The sequence below is a fragment of the Peribacillus alkalitolerans genome, assembly GCF_010882125.1.
GTDB lineage: Bacteria > Bacillota > Bacilli > Bacillales > DSM-1321 > Bacillus_BN > Bacillus_BN alkalitolerans.
This window is the reverse complement of record NZ_JAAGVZ010000007.1, coordinates 88415-105690: the sequence shown is the minus strand read 5'-3', so window position 1 is coordinate 105690 and position 17276 is coordinate 88415. Positions and strand designations below refer to the sequence as shown.

The 17276-nt window shown below is 39.9% G+C and carries 15 protein-coding genes; 1 reads left to right on the top strand and 14 read right to left on the bottom strand.

Going from position 1 to position 17276, the window contains the following annotated elements; genetic code table 11:
- Positions 1–280: 280 nt before the first annotated feature.
- The 6 genes from rpoZ to G3O09_RS10510 all read right to left on the bottom strand — a co-directional run bounded on the left by rpoZ (position 281) and on the right by G3O09_RS10510 (position 5708).
- Complete coding sequence (rpoZ, locus tag G3O09_RS10535; protein WP_163101446.1) at positions 281–493, bottom strand: DNA-directed RNA polymerase subunit omega; 213 nt, start codon at positions 491–493, stop codon at positions 281–283.
- A 3-nt stretch (positions 494–496) separates the two neighbouring features.
- Positions 497–1114, bottom strand: coding sequence for a guanylate kinase (gmk, locus tag G3O09_RS10530; protein ID WP_163101445.1), 618 nt, complete (start codon positions 1112–1114; stop codon positions 497–499).
- A 12-nt stretch (positions 1115–1126) separates the two neighbouring features.
- Positions 1127–1390, bottom strand: a complete 264-nt coding sequence (gene remA, locus G3O09_RS10525; protein WP_163101444.1) for an extracellular matrix/biofilm regulator RemA — start codon at positions 1388–1390, stop codon at positions 1127–1129.
- Between the two features lie 56 nt (positions 1391–1446).
- On the bottom strand, positions 1447–2322 hold the full coding sequence (locus tag G3O09_RS10520) for a YicC/YloC family endoribonuclease (RefSeq protein WP_163101443.1): 876 nt from the start codon (positions 2320–2322) through the stop codon (positions 1447–1449).
- A gap of 249 nt (positions 2323–2571) precedes the next feature.
- Positions 2572–5259, bottom strand: a complete 2688-nt coding sequence (locus tag G3O09_RS10515) for a calcium-translocating P-type ATPase, SERCA-type (protein ID WP_205439643.1) — start codon at positions 5257–5259, stop codon at positions 2572–2574.
- A 251-nt stretch (positions 5260–5510) separates the two neighbouring features.
- Entirely contained in the window at positions 5511–5708 is a 198-nt protein-coding gene (locus G3O09_RS10510) for a hypothetical protein (protein WP_163101442.1), read from the bottom strand.
- 93 nt (positions 5709–5801) lie between these two features.
- On the opposite strand from G3O09_RS10510, the gene G3O09_RS10505 reads away from it, so the two are divergent.
- Positions 5802–7511 carry an Rqc2 family fibronectin-binding protein gene (locus G3O09_RS10505; protein ID WP_163101441.1) on the top strand — a complete coding sequence of 570 codons (1710 nt, stop codon included), beginning with the start codon at positions 5802–5804 and terminating at the stop codon, positions 7509–7511.
- Between the two features lie 209 nt (positions 7512–7720).
- Here the strand turns inward: G3O09_RS10505 and pyrE are convergent, their stop codons facing one another.
- The 8 genes from pyrE to G3O09_RS10465 are packed head-to-tail and all read right to left on the bottom strand — an operon-like array spanning position 7721 to position 17245.
- The gene (gene pyrE, locus G3O09_RS10500) at positions 7721–8371 is read right to left on the bottom strand and encodes an orotate phosphoribosyltransferase (RefSeq protein ID WP_163101440.1); all 651 of its coding nucleotides are present in this window, start codon (positions 8369–8371) and stop codon (positions 7721–7723) included.
- Positions 8368–9084 carry an orotidine-5'-phosphate decarboxylase gene (gene pyrF / locus G3O09_RS10495; protein ID WP_163101439.1) on the bottom strand — a complete coding sequence of 239 codons (717 nt, stop codon included), beginning with the start codon at positions 9082–9084 and terminating at the stop codon, positions 8368–8370. Before pyrF ends, pyrE begins: the two co-directional genes overlap by 4 nt.
- Positions 9056–9997 carry a dihydroorotate dehydrogenase gene (locus tag G3O09_RS10490; protein ID WP_163101438.1) on the bottom strand — a complete coding sequence of 314 codons (942 nt, stop codon included), beginning with the start codon at positions 9995–9997 and terminating at the stop codon, positions 9056–9058. Before G3O09_RS10490 ends, pyrF begins: the two co-directional genes overlap by 29 nt.
- The gene (locus G3O09_RS10485; protein WP_163101437.1) at positions 9994–10773 is read right to left on the bottom strand and encodes a dihydroorotate dehydrogenase electron transfer subunit; all 780 of its coding nucleotides are present in this window, start codon (positions 10771–10773) and stop codon (positions 9994–9996) included. The genes G3O09_RS10490 and G3O09_RS10485 overlap by 4 nt, the downstream gene beginning before the upstream one ends.
- On the bottom strand, positions 10770–13982 hold the full coding sequence (gene carB / locus G3O09_RS10480) for a carbamoyl-phosphate synthase large subunit (RefSeq protein WP_163101436.1): 3213 nt from the start codon (positions 13980–13982) through the stop codon (positions 10770–10772). Before carB ends, G3O09_RS10485 begins: the two co-directional genes overlap by 4 nt.
- Entirely contained in the window at positions 13961–15067 is a 1107-nt protein-coding gene (locus G3O09_RS10475) for a carbamoyl phosphate synthase small subunit (RefSeq protein ID WP_163101558.1), read from the bottom strand. The genes carB and G3O09_RS10475 overlap by 22 nt, the downstream gene beginning before the upstream one ends.
- Positions 15067–16353, bottom strand: coding sequence for a dihydroorotase (locus tag G3O09_RS10470; RefSeq protein ID WP_163101435.1), 1287 nt, complete (start codon positions 16351–16353; stop codon positions 15067–15069). The genes G3O09_RS10475 and G3O09_RS10470 overlap by 1 nt, the downstream gene beginning before the upstream one ends.
- On the bottom strand, positions 16316–17245 hold the full coding sequence (locus G3O09_RS10465) for an aspartate carbamoyltransferase catalytic subunit (protein ID WP_163101434.1): 930 nt from the start codon (positions 17243–17245) through the stop codon (positions 16316–16318). The genes G3O09_RS10470 and G3O09_RS10465 overlap by 38 nt, the downstream gene beginning before the upstream one ends.
- Between the last annotated feature and the right edge of the window lie 31 nt (positions 17246–17276).

Sequence of the window (17276 nt, the reverse complement as noted above, 5' to 3'; positions counted from 1 at the left end):
AATTACATTAGAAAACTCGCCGATTGGCGAGCCTAAAGGCGAAGACAGAGGCGTAGTTGCACTTATACTTTTTTCCTAAAATTGGCCCCTACGTCGACATACTTCCTTGCTGCCAATTTATAAATCATTAAAGTGCTAGAAAACTCGCCGATTGGCGAGAACAGAGGCGTAGTTGCACTATACTTTTTTCCAAATATTAGCCTGTAAGTCAAAATACTTCATTACTACATTTATTCCGAAAAGTATAAGAAAACCTTGTCAAAATGACAAGGTTTTCGCATCAATCTTCTTCTGATCCTGGAGTATGTGTATAGGTTAATACACCAGCATGGATTTCTTCTAGAGCTTTACCTACGTTTTTATGAGACACTGGCTTTGATAGTTTTGAATGATTGTTCCCTTGCATTTGTCGAGCTCTTTTCGCTGCGACAGAAACTAGAGAGTACTTTGAGTCAATTTTATTCAATAATGAATCAATAGATGGATATAACATGGATTATTCAGCCTCCAACATAATTTGATAACGTTTTGCTATTCTTTCGCGATTACAATGCTCTGCTACGACGATGCTCTTGATTCTTTCACAAGCCAATTTTACTTCATCATTTTCTACAACATAATCGTATAAGTCCATCATTTCGATTTCTTCTTTAGCGGTTTGGAGCCTTTTAGAAATGATGTCTTCAGTCTCAGTGCCTCTTGTGACGATACGATTCCTAAGTTCTGAAAGACTTGGTGGTGCAAGGAAAATAAATAGGGCTTCAGGGAATTTTTCACGAACCTGGCGTGCACCTTGTACTTCAATCTCAAGGAATACATCTCTTCCATTTTCTATCGTTTCTCTAACATAATCAACTGGAGTTCCGTAATAATTACCAACGAACTCTGCATATTCCAGTAATTTTCCTTGTTCAATTAGGTGCTCGAACTCTTCTCTGGATTTAAAGAAATAATCGACACCATCCACTTCGCCTTCACGTGGCTTTCTTGTGGTCATAGAAATCGAATATTCAAATTTCGCATCATTTTGAGAAAAAATTTCTTTCCTTACAGTTCCTTTTCCAACACCAGATGGTCCGGATAAAACGATCAACAATCCTTTTTCTTTATACATTCTCTTTATATCCTACCCTTCCTCTACACTATCATCACGGTCACTTAATCGAGCAGCAACCGTCTCAGGTTGAACGGCAGATAATATAACATGATCACTATCCATTATAATTACTGCTCTAGTTCTCCGTCCATAAGTAGCATCAATTAAAGATCCTCGATCCCTTGCATCCTGAATGATTCTTTTTATTGGAGCGGATTCAGGACTTACAATGGAAATGATTCGGTTAGCAGATACTATATTACCGAATCCTATATTTATCAGTTTAATTGACATGTTGGTCCCCCAGTTCTCTCTATCTATTGTGGCCTTCCATCAGTTAATATAAACCTTCACTCGATGTTCTGGACTTGTTCTTTCATTTTTTCCAACGAACTTTTCATTTCAACTACGAAAGTTGTTATTGAAGCATCATTCGCCTTTGAACCAATCGTGTTAACTTCCCGGTTCATTTCCTGCACAATAAAATCCAGTTTTCTACCTATCGGTCCATGATCATCCATTGTTTTTTCAAACTGGCTTACATGGCTTTGAAGCCTGGTTATTTCTTCATTGATGTCTGCTTTATCAGCAAATATGGCAACTTCATTTAAAAGACGTGTTTCATCAATTAGTCCATTCGCATATTCTACCATTTTTTGTTTAAGTCGTTCCCTATAACTAGCAAGAACATTAGGCGCGAATTCACGAATTTTTTCAGTAGAACTCCAAATATTCTTCATTTGGAAATGTAAATCCTTTTTTAGCTCTGCACCCTCTTCTTCACGCATAACTTTTAAAGTTTTGCAAGCATCCTTCAATGATTCAATTATCAAGTCTTCAATAATATTATTATCAGTTTGGAATTCCTCAACAGAAATAATGTTTTCAATTGCAGTAATTTCCTTCAGTGATGGCTTTTGATTCAGTGAAAAAGCTTCATTGACTTTTTCCATCTCTTCCATGAATTGATGCAGTAGCTTCCAATCTAATTGAAGTCTTCGATTAATGAGTCCTTCTCCTTCAACGGTAACGTAAACTTCTGCCCTGCCTCTATTAATATATGTATGCATCGTTTTTTTCAATTTATCTTCTAAAACTAGCAATTGGCGCGGCATTCGGAAAGAACATTCTAAAAAACGGTGGTTAACCGTTTTAACTTCAACAATTACCTTTACATTGTCCTGTTCCCTAGTCCCACGACCATATCCAGTCATGCTTACTACCATGTAGTCACTTCCATTTCAATAAGAAATGCGATTATGCCAAGTCGACTCTCAGCATAGGCTTGTTCTCAAAACATCTATATAGAATACTTAGACAGCACCAAACACTTAACACCGGTTATTGACTAGTTCCACTTATACTATCCACCTATTTGGACTTCTATGTCGGATTACTTCGTAGCTTGCACTTAGATAGTACAAAATAAAAAGGTAATAGAGGACACTCTACTACCTTTCGAATTATAACACAAATCATTTTGTTTTTCTTATTAAAAATGATCCTGCTAATAAAAAAGTTGGAAGTGAAGCCATTCCTACTATTAATAGCCAATCACGCAACGCAATAGGAACCGTGTGGAACACCCCTTGTAGAGGTGTATAATAAATCACGACAAGCATTAGAAGTAAGGAAGATAAAACAGCCCAGACCAGATACTTATTTCCAAAAGGGTTTCTAGAGAAAATGGATTTTTCGCTTCGACAATCAAACACATGTATGAGTTGCGCTAATACAAGTGTTGCAAATGCCACTGTTTGTGCATAAACAAGTTGATCAGGATTCGATTTATAGACGGTGATGAAAGCTAGAATTGTAGATAAACCAATCAGAAAGCCTCTAGAAATAATTTTCCATCCTAGACCTCTTGCAAAAACGCCTTCTTTAGGATGACGCGGACCTCTTTTCATGACATTGTCTTCTGGTTGATCTAAACCAAGTGCCATTGCAGGAAGCCCGTCTGTCACCAAATTGACCCAAAGAATCTGGATTGGTACTAGCGGCAATGGGAGTGCCATAATCATCGCGAAGAACATAACAAGAATTTCACCAACATTTGAAGCTAACAAATATCGAATGAATTTTCGAATATTTTCATATATATTTCGCCCTTCTTTGATGGCGGCTTTAATTGTGGCAAAATTATCGTCCAGTAAAATCAAAGAAGAAGCTTCCTTCGCAACATCAGTTCCTGTAATACCCATGGCGATACCAATATCAGCAGTTTTGATGGCAGGTGCGTCGTTCACACCATCACCCGTCATGGCAACAATATGTCCTTTATTCTGTAAAGCTTTTACAATCTTTAACTTGTGCTCAGGAGAAACCCTTGCAAAAACACTTACGTCCTCGACGATTTCCTCCAAATCACTCACTTCCATGTCAGCGAGCATTTTCCCCTCAATGACTTTTTCTTTGCCACGTAATATCCCGAGTTGACTGGCAATCGCCTTTGCAGTAATTGCATGATCACCAGTAATCATCACTGTTTTAATTCCAGCATCACGGCACTCTTTAACTGCTTGCTTCACTTCAGGTCGCGGCGGATCAATCATCCCTTGTAGCCCAATAAAGATTAAATTGGTTTCAGCTTCTTGTTCTTTAAGGATATCCGTATTTCCAGATAGAGGTTTATAAGCAATCGCAATGGTTCTCAAAGCCTGTTCAGCCAATCCATCAATGGCATTTTGTACGGTACTTTTCATTTCTCCTGTTAAATATTGAAGTTTGTCGCCCCAAAGGATGGATTCTGTTTTGGAAACCAGGACATCGGGTGCCCCTTTAGTCACGACAAATTGACGACCATTTTTATCCTTTACGATAACACTCATCATCTTTCTAGTTGAATCGAACGGAAATTCCTTTACAACCTCAAACTTTTCGTGAAGGGATCGACGCGTGATTCCTGCCTTTAATGCTGCAATGGCCAATGCACCTTCTGTGGGGTCTCCATCAATAACCACTTTTCCTTCTCTTTCCACAACGTCTGCATGGTTACAAAGTAATCCAAACGTTAATATTTGTTGAAGTGTATTATCTTTAGTTGGTGAGATTTCCTCTTGGCCTCTTAAAAACGATCCATTTGTTTCATTCCCACTACCAGTCACCGACCATGTTTGCCCACCATTCCATATGTGAGTCACAGTCATTTTATTTTGAGTCATTGTTCCCGTTTTATCTGAACAAATTACCGACGCACAGCCTAATGTTTCAACTGCCGGAAGCTTCCTTACAATGGCATTTTGCTTAATCATCCTTTGAACACCAAGAGATAGTGCCACTGTTACTATGGCTGGCAGACCCTCAGGAATGGCGGCTACAGCCAAGGAAACGCCTGCGAGAACCATTGTATATAAATCATTTCCTCGGAATACTCCGATGATGACAACTAATGCAGTCAATAACAGCGCCGTTGTAATCAAGATTTTTCCTAATTGCTCCAATCTATGTTGCAATGGTGTCGTTGTAGATTGGGCAGACTGTAGCATATCTGCAATTTTCCCCATAGCTGTGCCCATACCTGTGGAGATGACAATACCCATACCATGCCCACGGGTAACCATCGTTCCCATGAAAGCCAGATTTTCCTCATCCCCTATGCTATCTACTGGTTGATAGTTAGGGGACGCCATTTTTGTAACAGGGACTGATTCCCCCGTTAAGGCCGATTCTTCAATTTCAAGACTATTCGCTTCGATAATACGTAAATCTGCTCCTATACGATCTCCACTAGCAAAACGGATAACATCTCCAAGCACCAGTTCCTTGGAAGGAATTTTTTGCCATTCTCCATCCCTCAGGGCATGCACTTGTGGAGCAGCCATTTCCTTTAATGCATCAAGGGATTTTTCCGCTTTTCTTTCTTGAAAAAAACCTAAAAATCCATTCACGATGACTATGGCGATAATGGCAATGGCATCTATGTATTCTCCAAGAAGACCAGAAATCAGAGTTGCTGCCAAAAGTACAAGCACCATAAAGTCCTTGAACTGTGCGAAAAATAATAGAAGTGCTGATTGCTTCTCGCCTTCTTGAAGCTCATTGTATCCAAATTCTTTTAGCCTTTTTTGGACTTCCTTTTTCTCTAGTCCAAGCTGTTTACTCGTTTGAAGCGAGTGTTCGATTTCCTCCGTTTTCATTTCACGGAAATTTTTGTCCAGCATGTCCTTTCCCTCTCCCATCTTTAGAAAACTTGGCTAGCGCCAAGCTATAGCGCCGGCGATTGCCTAGTTGCACTAATACTATCTTCCAACTTACGGCTCTAACTTCGATTTACTTCAAATCTACCGTAAGATATACTTTCAGATAGTGCAAAAAGAGTTGTCCCTCTTCCATCATGCTTATTCAGACTCGTCCATAAAAATGCTATACTTATTAAGAAAAGCGGAAGCGCCTTGTAAGAAGGGAACGTCAACTAAAATCCGCCACGTCCTGTGGCGAACGCTGACGCCACCACATCCTGTGGTAGTCCGACAAGCACAAGACGAGCTCCCGTAGGAAGGCGTCTTTTCCTTCCGTAGGGAGCTTGGCTTGTGACCTCGAGGCCGACTAAGTTCGCCACGTCCTGTGGCATTGTCGGCACTAGTACATCCTGTACGTCGGAGCTAGACATTAAGAAAAGCGGAAGCGCCTTGTTTGAGTATAAGAACGCGCTCTGTGTATAATAAACTTCACTCATTTTTGATTAGAAAAGGAAGAACTCATTATGTCTTTTGATGGACTTTTTACGAGAGCAATGGTTGAAGAATTATCTACTAACCTTAAAGGTGGAAGAATCAGTAAGATAAATCAGCCTTTTAAAAATGAATTATTAATGATTGTTCGAGCAAACGGTAAGAACCATAAATTACTGATTTCTGCTCACCCTAGCTATGCAAGAATCCAGTTGACGGATGAAACACCCGATAATCCAAAAGAACCTCCTATGTTCTGCATGTTGTTACGAAAGCATCTTGAGGGTTACATAATAGAAGATATTGTTCAAAAGGAATTAGATCGCATCATTATCTTTGAAATAAAAGGACGCAATGAAATCGGGGATATTTCATACAAACAACTTATCGTTGAAATCATGGGGCGCCACAGCAATATCATTTTAATAGACAAAGAAAGAGGAATGATTCTTGATAGCATCAAGCATGTTTCCTATGCAGTCAATAGTTATCGAGCCATCCTTCCAGGACAGGATTACAAATATCCACCAGAACAAGATAAGCAGAATCCTCTAACAGTTGAAGAGGAAGATATTTTACGAAAAATCGATTTTAATTCTGGAAAACTGGACAAGCAATTAGTCCAACAATTCGCAGGTGTTTCTCCTATGCTTGCAAAGGAAATCATCTCTCGTTCTGGACTAGCAAACAGGGAGACTGTACCGAAAACTTTTATGAACATTATGGAAGAAGTGAAAGTATCCGCTTATGTCCCTTCCATTATGGAACATGACAGAAAAGAATCCTTTTACTTTCTATCATTAAATCAATTTAACGGTTCGAAAATGACATACCCAACATTAAGTGAGATGCTGGACCGATATTATTTCGGAAAAGCTGACCGCGATCGAATCAAACAACAAGCTCAAGATTTAGAACGTTTCATCTTGAACGAAAAAGAAAAAAATGAAAAGAAAATTGGTAAACTCGAAAAGACACTAGAAGAAAGTAAGAATGCCGATCAGCTTCAGCTTTATGGTGAATTGATCACAGCAAATATGTATCAGCTCCAAAAAGGGATGAAAGAAGTAACAGTAGTGAATTATTATGAAGAAGATGAAACCTATGTAATGATTCCACTTGACCCTCTAAAAGGACCATCTGACAATGCACAAAAATATTTTACTCGCTATCAAAAATCGAAAAACTCGATTGATATAGTAAAAGAACAAATCAGAATCGCAGAAGAGGAAGTCTCTTATTTTGATGCATTATTACAACAACTTGATTCCGCTTCTCCGCGAGATATCGAAGAAATACGGGAAGAGTTGACAGAGGGCGGTTATATTAAACAACGACAAAGAAAAGGCCCTAAGAAAAATACAAATACGAAACCACAGCTAGAAAAATATATTTCAAGCACCGGTGACGAAATTTTGGTAGGAAAAAATAATAAGCAGAATGAATATTTAACAAACAAACTAGCAAACCGTGATGAGATTTGGTTCCATACAAAGGATATTCCAGGCTCACATGTCGTAATAAGAAATGAATCACCTAGCCATGAAACGATTAGAGAAGCAGCCATTTTGGCAGCATATTTTAGCAAAGCTAAAGAATCAAGTTCAGTACCTGTCGATTACACTAAGATTCGCCATGTAAAAAAACCGAATGGATCCAAACCTGGTTTTGTAATATATGATAATCAACAGACTGTTTATGTAACACCAAATCCAGATGTTGTAAGGGCATTAAAGAAATGAGAACAATAAAAAGGACTAATCCGAAAGCGTTCAGCTTTTTAGAGGATCAGTCCTTTTTTTATATTTAGTAGTACCCTCTTCTTAATTCTTTCATCATGTTTAAACACAGGACAAGCTTAGTCGAATGTCTATTAAAACGATAAAAAGGCTAAAAAAGAAAGAGAGACACTAAAATAGTGTCTCTCAGAATAATCTTATTATCAATCTTACTATTTTACTTCACTTATTGAATCGTCCATCCAACTTTCATCTGATGGGTTAAGGCGCCATTTTGTAAGCTTTTCAATATCCTGCTTAGTTATGTAGCCCTTTTCCTCTGCAACTTCGATCAAGGTTGAATAATTGGATAGAGAATGATTGATGATCCCCGCATTGCTAAGCATTTCCTTTCCTTTTTGAAGTTCATAGGTGAAGATACTAACGACGCCTAAAACCTCACAACCAGCTTCCTTTAGTGCTTCTACTGCGGTGATTGCACTGCCACCGGTTGAAATCAAATCCTCAACCACCACTACTTTTTGTCCAGCTAAAGCCTTTCCTTCAATTTGATTTCCTTTTCCGTGACCTTTAGCTTTTGAACGAACATAGCACATAGGTAATTCCATCAAATCACTCACCCAAGCAGCGTGTGGAATTCCAGCAGTTGCTGTTCCAGCAATTAGGTCTACTTCGGGAAAGTTGATTTCGATCAGTTCTTGTAATCCTTTTGCGATTGTTTTACGCACATTTGGATAGGAAAGTGTTAAGCGATTATCACAGTAAATTGGAGATTTAATTCCAGAGGACCATGTAAATGGTTCGTTCGGCTGAAGGAATACTGCCTTAATAGTTAATAATTGTTCAGCGATGATTGTTTTCATAAAGTAACACCCTCCCAGGATTTACGGATTTCTTGATAGGAATCTGACGGTGAAATGCTCTTTGTAATCGATCTTCCTACAACTATTGCGTTTGTACCTAACAACCTAGCTTTCTCAGGTGTCGCAATACGCTTCTGGTCATTGGCATTGTCAGAAGCCAAACGGATGCCTGGGGTCACTGTTAGAAAATCATTGCCTAGTAATTCATGAATGCTTTTCACTTCATGTGTCGAGCAAACCACTCCATCTAGGCCGGCTTCTTTTGCAAGTGAGGCATAGTGTAGGACTGATTGTTCCAATGTAAGACCAATTTGTTGTTCGATTTGCATTTGTTCTTCAGATGTACTGGTCAATTGGGTTACTGCTATTAATTGAGGTCTCGATTTTCCTTTTGGAGTTCCTTCAATAAGTCCTTCCAACGCTGACCTCATCATTTCTTTTCCACCTGCTGCATGGACATTAATTAAATCGATTTCAAGAGTCGCCAAGCCTTTCATGGCCTGTTTTACTGTATTAGGAATATCGTGTAGTTTTAAATCAAGGAAGATACTATGTCCGAGTGCTTTTATTTTTCGAATGATACTAGGACCCTCTTGATAAAAAAGCTCCATACCTACCTTCACAAAAAGTTTCTCATCTTTGAAACATTCAAGAAAGGATATTGTTTGATCAGCATTTGGAAAATCAAGCGCGATGATAAGTGATTTGTTCATGCTTTCCCCAGCTCCTTCCGATACATTCAGAAATATGGTCGTATCCTAACTCTTTTACGAGAGAAGGCAATTCATCAATAATCTTCGGACAGATATATGGATCTACAAAATTGGCGGTCCCTACAGCCACTGCACTTGCACCAGCATATAAAAACTCGATAACATCCTCTGTTGTAGTTACCCCACCCATCCCAATAATCGGAATGTTAACCTGTTGGCTGACTTCATAAACCATCCGAATTGCTACTGGTTTAATGGCAGGACCAGAAAGTCCACCAGTTTTATTGGCAAGGATAGGCTTTGCTGTTCTCATATCCAAGCGCATACCAAGTAGTGTATTGATCATGGTTAATCCATCCGCTCCTCCATCTTCTACGGCTTTTGCCATTTCAACGATATTCGTGACATTTGGAGAAAGCTTTACATAAACGGGTACTTGTGAAACTTCCTTCACTAGCTTGGTTAGTCGTTTAGCCGTTTCAGGATTAGTTCCAAAAGCAATGCCTCCCTGTTTCACATTTGGGCATGAAATATTAAGCTCTAGTGCATGTACATTGTTTACTTTTGAAATTTCTTTTGCTACTTCTATATAATCTTCTTCCATCGATCCTGCTACATTAGCAATGATCGGCACATCAAATTGACTTAGCCATTTAAGCTCGCTTTCGATCACTTTTTCCAATCCAGGGTTTTGAAGTCCAATTGCATTAAGCATCCCTGCATGTGTTTCTGCTACACGAGGAGTTGGGTTTCCGAATCTTGGTTCAGCCGTCGTAGCTTTGATCATGATGGAACCAAGTTTATTTAAATCATATAACCCGCTGAATTCTCTACCAAATCCAAAGCATCCCGATGCGGGCATGATAGGGTTTTTTAACGAAAGCCCTGGTAGTTCTATTCCTAAAACGCTCATAGTACAACCTCCCCTGAACGGAATACTGGCCCATCACTACATACTTTTTTATAGCTATATCCAGTTGGATCATCTTGTGTATGGCAGACACACGCGAAGCATGCCCCAATTCCACAGCCCATTCTTTCCTCTAAAGAGAGGTAGACTTCTTTATCACCGTATGTTTCTTCTAGTGCTTTTAACATAGGGGTTGGTCCACAGCTATATAATACATCGAACTGTAGGTCATTTTCCTTGATCACATCTGTGACAAATCCTTTTGTCCCACAACTTCCATCCACTGTAGCCACATAAGTTTGTCCGAGCTCTTTGAACTTTTCCAAATAAAACGCATATTCACCAGACTGGAAACCTAGTACATGAATCACTTTAATGCCTTTTTCTACTAATCGAGAAGATAGCTCATATAGAGGAGGGACTCCGATTCCCCCTCCTACTAATAGAGCTGTTCCTCCAGCCTCTATTGCATTTACTGGAAAACCATTTCCTAATGGGCCTAGAACATCCACTTCGTCACCAATTCGTTTACTAGAAAGCAATTGTGTCCCTCTGCCTTCTGCACGATAAATCATTGTAAATTGGTTTCTCTCATGATCGATGGAGCAAATGCTGATTGGTCTTCTAAGTAATGGTTCGAATCCATCTGCGACTTTAAGATGAACGAATTGACCTGGTTGCTTCATCTCTGTTACGAGCTCACCTTGTAAGGTAAGCTCGTAAATGTTTGTTGCTACTCTTTCTTGAGAAACGACTGTCATCCGCTCATTTAAAATCATGAATGCACCGCCTCTTTTGTATCTGTTGCTGGTTTCATTGCTTCGGCTGAGAAAGTCATGGATTCAATCACTCGTAAAATCGCTTCTGCTGTATCCAGTGAAGTCAAGCAAGGAATACCGTTTTCTACTGATTCCCTACGGATACGGAAACCGTCACGCTCTGGTTGTTTTCCTTTTGTCAAAGTATTGATAACAAACTGGGCTTCACCGTTTCTGATTACATCTAATAATGTATTTGATTCGGCACCAATTTTATTTACCACTCTTACAGGAATGTTTCTCTCTTGAAGTAGAGCAGCAGTCCCACTCGTAGCAATTAGCTGGTAACCGATGTTATGGAATCTTTTTGCCAAGAGTAAAGCTTCATCCTTGTCTTTATCTGCGATAGTTAGAAGGACACTGCCGTACTCTTTTATTTGGATTCCTGAAGCAACTAATCCTTTATATAATGCTTTTTCAAGAGTTGTGTCTTTCCCCATGACTTCACCTGTTGACTTCATCTCTGGTCCGAGCGTGATATCAACACGTCTTAGTTTTGCAAAGGAGAATACTGGAACTTTAACGTATACCCCTTTTTTCTCTTCGATCAATCCTGTCGAATAGCCTTGTTGCGCCAGGCTTTGTCCCATGATGACCTTAGTAGCCAGGTTTGCCATTGGCACATTTGTTATTTTGCTTAGGAAAGGAACCGTTCTACTAGAACGAGGATTTACTTCTAGTACGAAGACCTCTCCTTTTGAAATAACATATTGGATGTTCAATAACCCGATGATATTTAAGCCTTTTGCCATTTTGATCGTGTACTCTACAATCTTTTCTTTGATTTCATCTGAAAGATTTTGCGGAGGATATACGGCAATCGAGTCACCAGAGTGTACGCCTGCTCGTTCGATATGCTCCATGATTCCAGGGATTACAACATCTTTACCGTCACAGATCGCATCCACTTCTATTTCTTTACCAATCAGATAACGATCTATTAGCACAGGGTGGTCTGGGTTAATCTTTACTGCATGTTCCATGTAGTGCAATAACTCTGCTTGTTGGTAGACGATCTCCATCGCTCTTCCTCCAAGTACATATGAAGGTCGAACTAGTACTGGATAGCCGATTTCTTCTGCAATGATGACAGCTTCCTCAACTGAAGTAGCAGTTTTTCCTTTTGGTTGTGGCACTCCAAGCCCTGTCAATGTTTGCTCAAATTTATCACGGTTTTCGGCACGATCTAAGTCCTCAAGAGTCGTTCCTAGGATCTTCACTCCACGTTCTACTAATTGAGCAGCAAGATTGATAGCCGTCTGACCACCGAACTGAACCACTACTCCCTCAGGCTTTTCTAAGTCAATGATATGCATGACATCTTCAATTGTTAGTGGTTCGAAGTACAATTTATCAGAAATACTGAAATCAGTAGATACTGTTTCTGGGTTATTGTTGATGATGATCGCTTCATACCCAGCTTCTTTTATCGCCCATACAGAGTGGACTGTCGCGTAATCGAATTCAACACCTTGACCAATTCTTATTGGACCTGATCCAAGTACTACAACACTTTTTCGTTCAGTGACAATGGATTCATTTTCGTCTTCATACGTACCATAAAAGTATGGTGTTTCTGATTCGAACTCTGCGGAACATGTATCAACCATTTTATAAACTGGCATTACATGTTGTTCTTTTCTCCATTCGTAAACTTCTCTTTCAGTGCTTTCCCAAAGCTTCGCGATTGTTTTATCTGAGAAGCCACGTTCCTTTGCAAGCTTAGCCACTTCCAAGTCGAAAGGATTTGTTTGTAATCCATTTTCAAGTGTAATGATATTTTCAAACTTTTTCAGGAAGAAGTAATCAATCTGGCTCCACTCATGGATTTCCTCTAGTGTTACCCCTCTTCTAATTGCCTCACCGATATAGAATAGTCGCTCGTCACCAGCTTTACGGATTCTTTTTTCAATGATCTCATTACTTATTTTCTCGGAATCTTTTAGTCCAAGATGATAGATTCCTGATTCAAGCGAACGTACAGCCTTTAGTAATGATTCTTCTAAAGTACGCCCGATTGCCATGACTTCTCCTGTGGCTTTCATTTGTGTCCCAAGGTGTCTATTTGCAGATTCGAACTTATCAAACGGCCAGCGAGGGATTTTTGATACTACATAATCAAGCGCTGGTTCAAAGCTTGCATAAGTTTTCCCTGTTACCGGGTTCATCATTTCATCGAGTGTCAAACCAACTGCGATCTTTGCAGCCAATTTCGCGATTGGATAACCAGTCGCTTTGGAAGCTAACGCAGATGAGCGGCTCACACGAGGATTTACCTCGATAATATAGTAGTTAAAGCTATAAGGATCTAAAGCGATTTGGACGTTACAACCACCTTCAATTTTCAATGCACGGATGATTTTCAAAGATGCATTTCGTAATAATTGGTATTCACGGTCACTTAATGTCTGGCTTGGTGCCACAACAATTGAGTCCCCTGTATGGATACCTACTGGATCGATGTTTTCCATATTACAAACCACAATCGCATTGTCATTGGAATCACGCATCACTTCGTATTCAATTTCCTTAAACCCTGCAATGCTTTTTTCTAATAAGCATTGATGTACCGGGCTGCTTTTTAACCCGCCTGTGACAATCTCAATCAATTCTTCTTCGTCCGAACAGATTCCCCCACCTGTTCCTCCAAGTGTAAATGCTGGTCTTACGATAACTGGGTAGCCAATTTCTTCAACAAATTGATAGGCTTCCTCTAAAGAGTGGATAATCATGCTATCCGGTACAGGTTCACCTAATTCATTCATAAGAGTTCGGAATAAATCACGATCCTCTGCTTGCTGGATTGCAGAAAGCTTTGTTCCAAGGATTTCTACGTTGCACTCATCCAATACTCCACTGTTCGCTAATTCTACTGCTAAGTTCAGTCCGGTTTGACCACCTAGCGTCGGAACTAATGCATCTGGACGTTCTTTACGGATAATCTTGCTGACAAACTCTAGTGTTAATGGCTCAATGTAGACTGCATCAGCGATTTCTGTATCTGTCATGATGGTAGCTGGGTTAGAGTTGACAAGGATTACTCGGTAGCCTTCTTCTTTTAATGCGATACAAGCCTGTGTACCTGCATAATCAAATTCTGCGGCTTGGCCGATAACGATAGGGCCTGATCCAATCACTAGGATGCTTTTTATATCTGTACGTTTTGGCATAATGGTTCCCCTTCCTTTTTAGCAGCTTCAATCATTTCCATGAATTCATCAAATAATCCGTTTGCATCCTCTGGTCCAGGTGATGCTTCTGGATGGTATTGGACAGTAAACGCTGGATACTGTTTATGTCTTAATCCTTCAATCGTTCCATCATTAATTGCAATATGCGTAATTTCAAGGTCAGTATTCAAGATTGAGTCTTCTTCTACTGAATATCCGTGGTTTTGAGATGTTATGGCAACTTTGCCCGTTCTTAAATCTTTAACTGGGTGGTTAGATCCACGATGTCCGAATTTCAGTCTTTCAGTGTTAGCCCCATTAGCCAGTGCAAATAGTTGGTGGCCTAGGCAGATTCCAAATAACGGAACCTTTCCTACCACACCGTTAATCATTTCTAACGCTTGTGGTACATCTTTTGGGTCTCCAGGTCCGTTCGAAAGCATAATTCCATCTGGACTAAGTTGCAGGATTTCTTGTGCGGTTACATTATAAGGAACCACTACCACATCGCAGTCACGTTTGTTCAATTCTCTAAGGATTCCGTGCTTCATTCCGTAATCTACCAAGACAACACGACGACCTCTTCCTGGACTTGGATAAGCAGTTTTCGTTGACACTTTCCTTACTTGATCATTCGGCAAAACCGTTGCTTTTAATTGTTCAACTACTTCTTCAGGTTGTTTTTCAATGCTACAAATCGCGCCCTTTAATGTACCGTGTTGGCGAATGATTCTAGTAAGCTTTCTCGTATCTATTCCACTTATCCCAGGAATGCCTTTCATTTTAAAGTATTCGTCTAAGGAAAGCTCATTTCTCCAGTTCGACGGGAAATCGGCTACTTCTTTAACGACAAAGCCGTGAATGGCTGGAATGATTGATTCAAAATCGTCACGATTGATTCCGTAATTACCGACTAACGGATAAGTTAATGTCACAATTTGCCCACAGTAGGAAGGATCTGAGAGAATTTCTTGGTAACCAGTCATACCCGTGTTGAATACCACTTCACCAATCTTCTCTACCTCTGCACCAAAAGCTTTTCCGATAAATACTGTTCCATCTTCTAATATCAGCTGTCTTTTCATCATGCCTTCACCCTTTCCTTTTGCCAAACCATTTTGCCTTCTGACATTGTCATCACTGGCCATCCTTTACAAGACCATCCTGTAAATGGTGTATTCTTCCCTTTAGAAGCAAATGTTGCAGGATCAATTTTATCTTCTGTTTCTAAATCGATTAGTGTAATGTCTGCCATACTTCCTACTTGAAGCGTTCCATACGGAAGTCCGAATGCCTCAGCAGGCTTTTCTGCCATGAATTCAATCAAAGACTTCAAAGACAGCTTTCCAGTCTCTACAAAGTGCGTATACATAAGTGGGAATGCTGTTTCTAATCCTACGATACCGAAAGGCGCCAAAGTCATTCCTTCCGCTTTTTCCTCTGATGTATGCGGAGCGTGATCGGTGGCAATAAAATCGATAGTGCCATCAAGTAGCCCTTCAATCAGTGCCAATTGATCCTGTTTTCCACGTAATGGTGGATTCATTTTATAATTTGTATCCATGCCTGGGATGTCTTCATCGCATAGCAATAAATGATGAGGTGTAACCTCGGCTGTCACGCGTATCCCAGCCTTTTTAGCATCTCTTACAACCCTGACTGACTCTTTCGTACTAATGTGACATACATGATAATGACAGCCTGCTGCTTCTGCTAAAAGAACATCCCTCGCGATATGTACCGCTTCGCAAACCGAAGGAATTCCATTTAAACCATTTTTCTCTGAAAATGTACCTTCATGTACAGATCCTTTATTGATTAATGTATTTTCTTCACAGTGCGCCACGATTGGCATATTGATTTCAGCCGCTTTTTTCATAGCTGATAGCATCATGCTAGCTGACTGGACTCCTACTCCATCATCGGTGAACGCGAAAGCGCCTGCTTCTTTTAACTCTTTAAAATTCGTAAGTTCCTGGCCAAGCTCCCTTATTGTTATCGAACCATAAGGAAGTACTCTTACGTGTCCAGTCTCTTGGATTCTACGATTCAACCATACTAATGTTTCTTTAGAGTCTGGGACTGGACGTGTATTAGGCATGGCTGCGATTGTTGTAAATCCTCCTCGTGCCGCAGCAAGTGTTCCCGTTTCAATCGTTTCCTTTTTCTCGCCACCAGGCTCTCTTAAATGCACGTGTAAGTCTACAAATCCAGGAGATATCAATAATCCTTTGGCATCTACAAGCTCATGTCCATTGTGGTCAATCTGGTCGGCTATTTCAGTAATGAATTGACCTTCAATTTTCAAATCCTGCTCGATCTTAGTCCCATCCTCAGTTAGTAATAGTCCATTTTTGATTACGATTGCCATGGATAATTCCTCCTTTGTTTAGTTCAAATGCTCTTTTTAATACAGCCATTCTAACAAACACACCATTTTGCATTTGTTTAAATATCCTTGAGCGAGGACATTCTATTAAATCACCATCAATCTCGACGTCCCTATTTACCGGTGCCGGATGCATGATGATGGAACCATGTTTCATTCTTTGTTCTCTTTCTTTCGTAAGTCCGTACATTTGTAAATATTCTTCTTTTGACCAAGACATCCCTTGATCATGTCTTTCATGTTGTATTCTAAGCAGCATTACAACATCTGAAGTTTCTATTGCACTATCAATGCTTTCGTAATTTCCTATTGATTCATCAAACCATTCACGCGGCCCCGAAAATACTATCTTTGCACCAAGTCTTTCAAGTGCCACCGCATTCGACCTTGCTACTCTGCTATGGCTGATATCACCGATAATGGCAATTTTTAATCCTTCAAATCCACCAAACTCTTGTTTAATGGTTAATAGATCCAGGAGACTTTGAGTGGGGTGATGACCACATCCGTCCCCCGCATTAATGATTGGGATATTAATCCCTGATAATAATTGTTCAAAGTAAGCATCCTCATAATGACGGATAATGACTGCTCCAACTCCAATTGACTCAAGCGTTTTGACTGTGTCATACAGAGTCTCTCCTTTTTGGACACTCGAAGTCGAAACTTCAAACGGTACCACTGATAATCCAAGTTTCCTTTCTGCTACTTCAAAGCTACTTTTCGTCCTAGTACTGTTTTCATAAAACAGATTTGCGACGAATTCTTGAGAAGGTAACTGCCAAGTCTCCCCTTCAGAGAAGGCTTGTGCATCCAGCAGTATTTGAAGGATATCATCGATTTCCAATTCATTTGTCGTAAGCAAATGTTTCATAAGAGAACTCCTTTATTCGTTTTTTCTATAA

What these genes read in the sequence shown, in the direction of transcription:
- rpoZ (WP_163101446.1), bottom strand. Translation starts at nt 493, where the DNA reads ATGTTATATCCATCTATTGATTCATTATTGAATAAAATTGACTCAAAG.
- gmk (WP_163101445.1), bottom strand. Translation starts at nt 1,114, where the DNA reads ATGTATAAAGAAAAAGGATTGTTGATCGTTTTATCCGGACCATCTGGT.
- remA (WP_163101444.1), bottom strand. Translation starts at nt 1,390, where the DNA reads ATGTCAATTAAACTGATAAATATAGGATTCGGTAATATAGTATCTGCT.
- G3O09_RS10520 (WP_163101443.1), bottom strand. Translation starts at nt 2,322, where the DNA reads ATGGTAGTAAGCATGACTGGATATGGTCGTGGGACTAGGGAACAGGAC.
- G3O09_RS10515 (WP_205439643.1), bottom strand. Translation starts at nt 5,259, where the DNA reads ATGCTGGACAAAAATTTCCGTGAAATGAAAACGGAGGAAATCGAACAC.
- G3O09_RS10510 (WP_163101442.1), bottom strand. Translation starts at nt 5,708, where the DNA reads ATGTCTAGCTCCGACGTACAGGATGTACTAGTGCCGACAATGCCACAG.
- G3O09_RS10505 (WP_163101441.1), top strand. Translation starts at nt 5,802, where the DNA reads ATGTCTTTTGATGGACTTTTTACGAGAGCAATGGTTGAAGAATTATCT.
- pyrE (WP_163101440.1), bottom strand. Translation starts at nt 8,371, where the DNA reads ATGAAAACAATCATCGCTGAACAATTATTAACTATTAAGGCAGTATTC.
- pyrF (WP_163101439.1), bottom strand. Translation starts at nt 9,084, where the DNA reads ATGAACAAATCACTTATCATCGCGCTTGATTTTCCAAATGCTGATCAA.
- G3O09_RS10490 (WP_163101438.1), bottom strand. Translation starts at nt 9,997, where the DNA reads ATGAGCGTTTTAGGAATAGAACTACCAGGGCTTTCGTTAAAAAACCCT.
- G3O09_RS10485 (WP_163101437.1), bottom strand. Translation starts at nt 10,773, where the DNA reads ATGATTTTAAATGAGCGGATGACAGTCGTTTCTCAAGAAAGAGTAGCA.
- carB (WP_163101436.1), bottom strand. Translation starts at nt 13,982, where the DNA reads ATGCCAAAACGTACAGATATAAAAAGCATCCTAGTGATTGGATCAGGC.
- G3O09_RS10475 (WP_163101558.1), bottom strand. Translation starts at nt 15,067, where the DNA reads ATGAAAAGACAGCTGATATTAGAAGATGGAACAGTATTTATCGGAAAA.
- G3O09_RS10470 (WP_163101435.1), bottom strand. Translation starts at nt 16,353, where the DNA reads ATGGCAATCGTAATCAAAAATGGACTATTACTAACTGAGGATGGGACT.
- G3O09_RS10465 (WP_163101434.1), bottom strand. Translation starts at nt 17,245, where the DNA reads ATGAAACATTTGCTTACGACAAATGAATTGGAAATCGATGATATCCTT.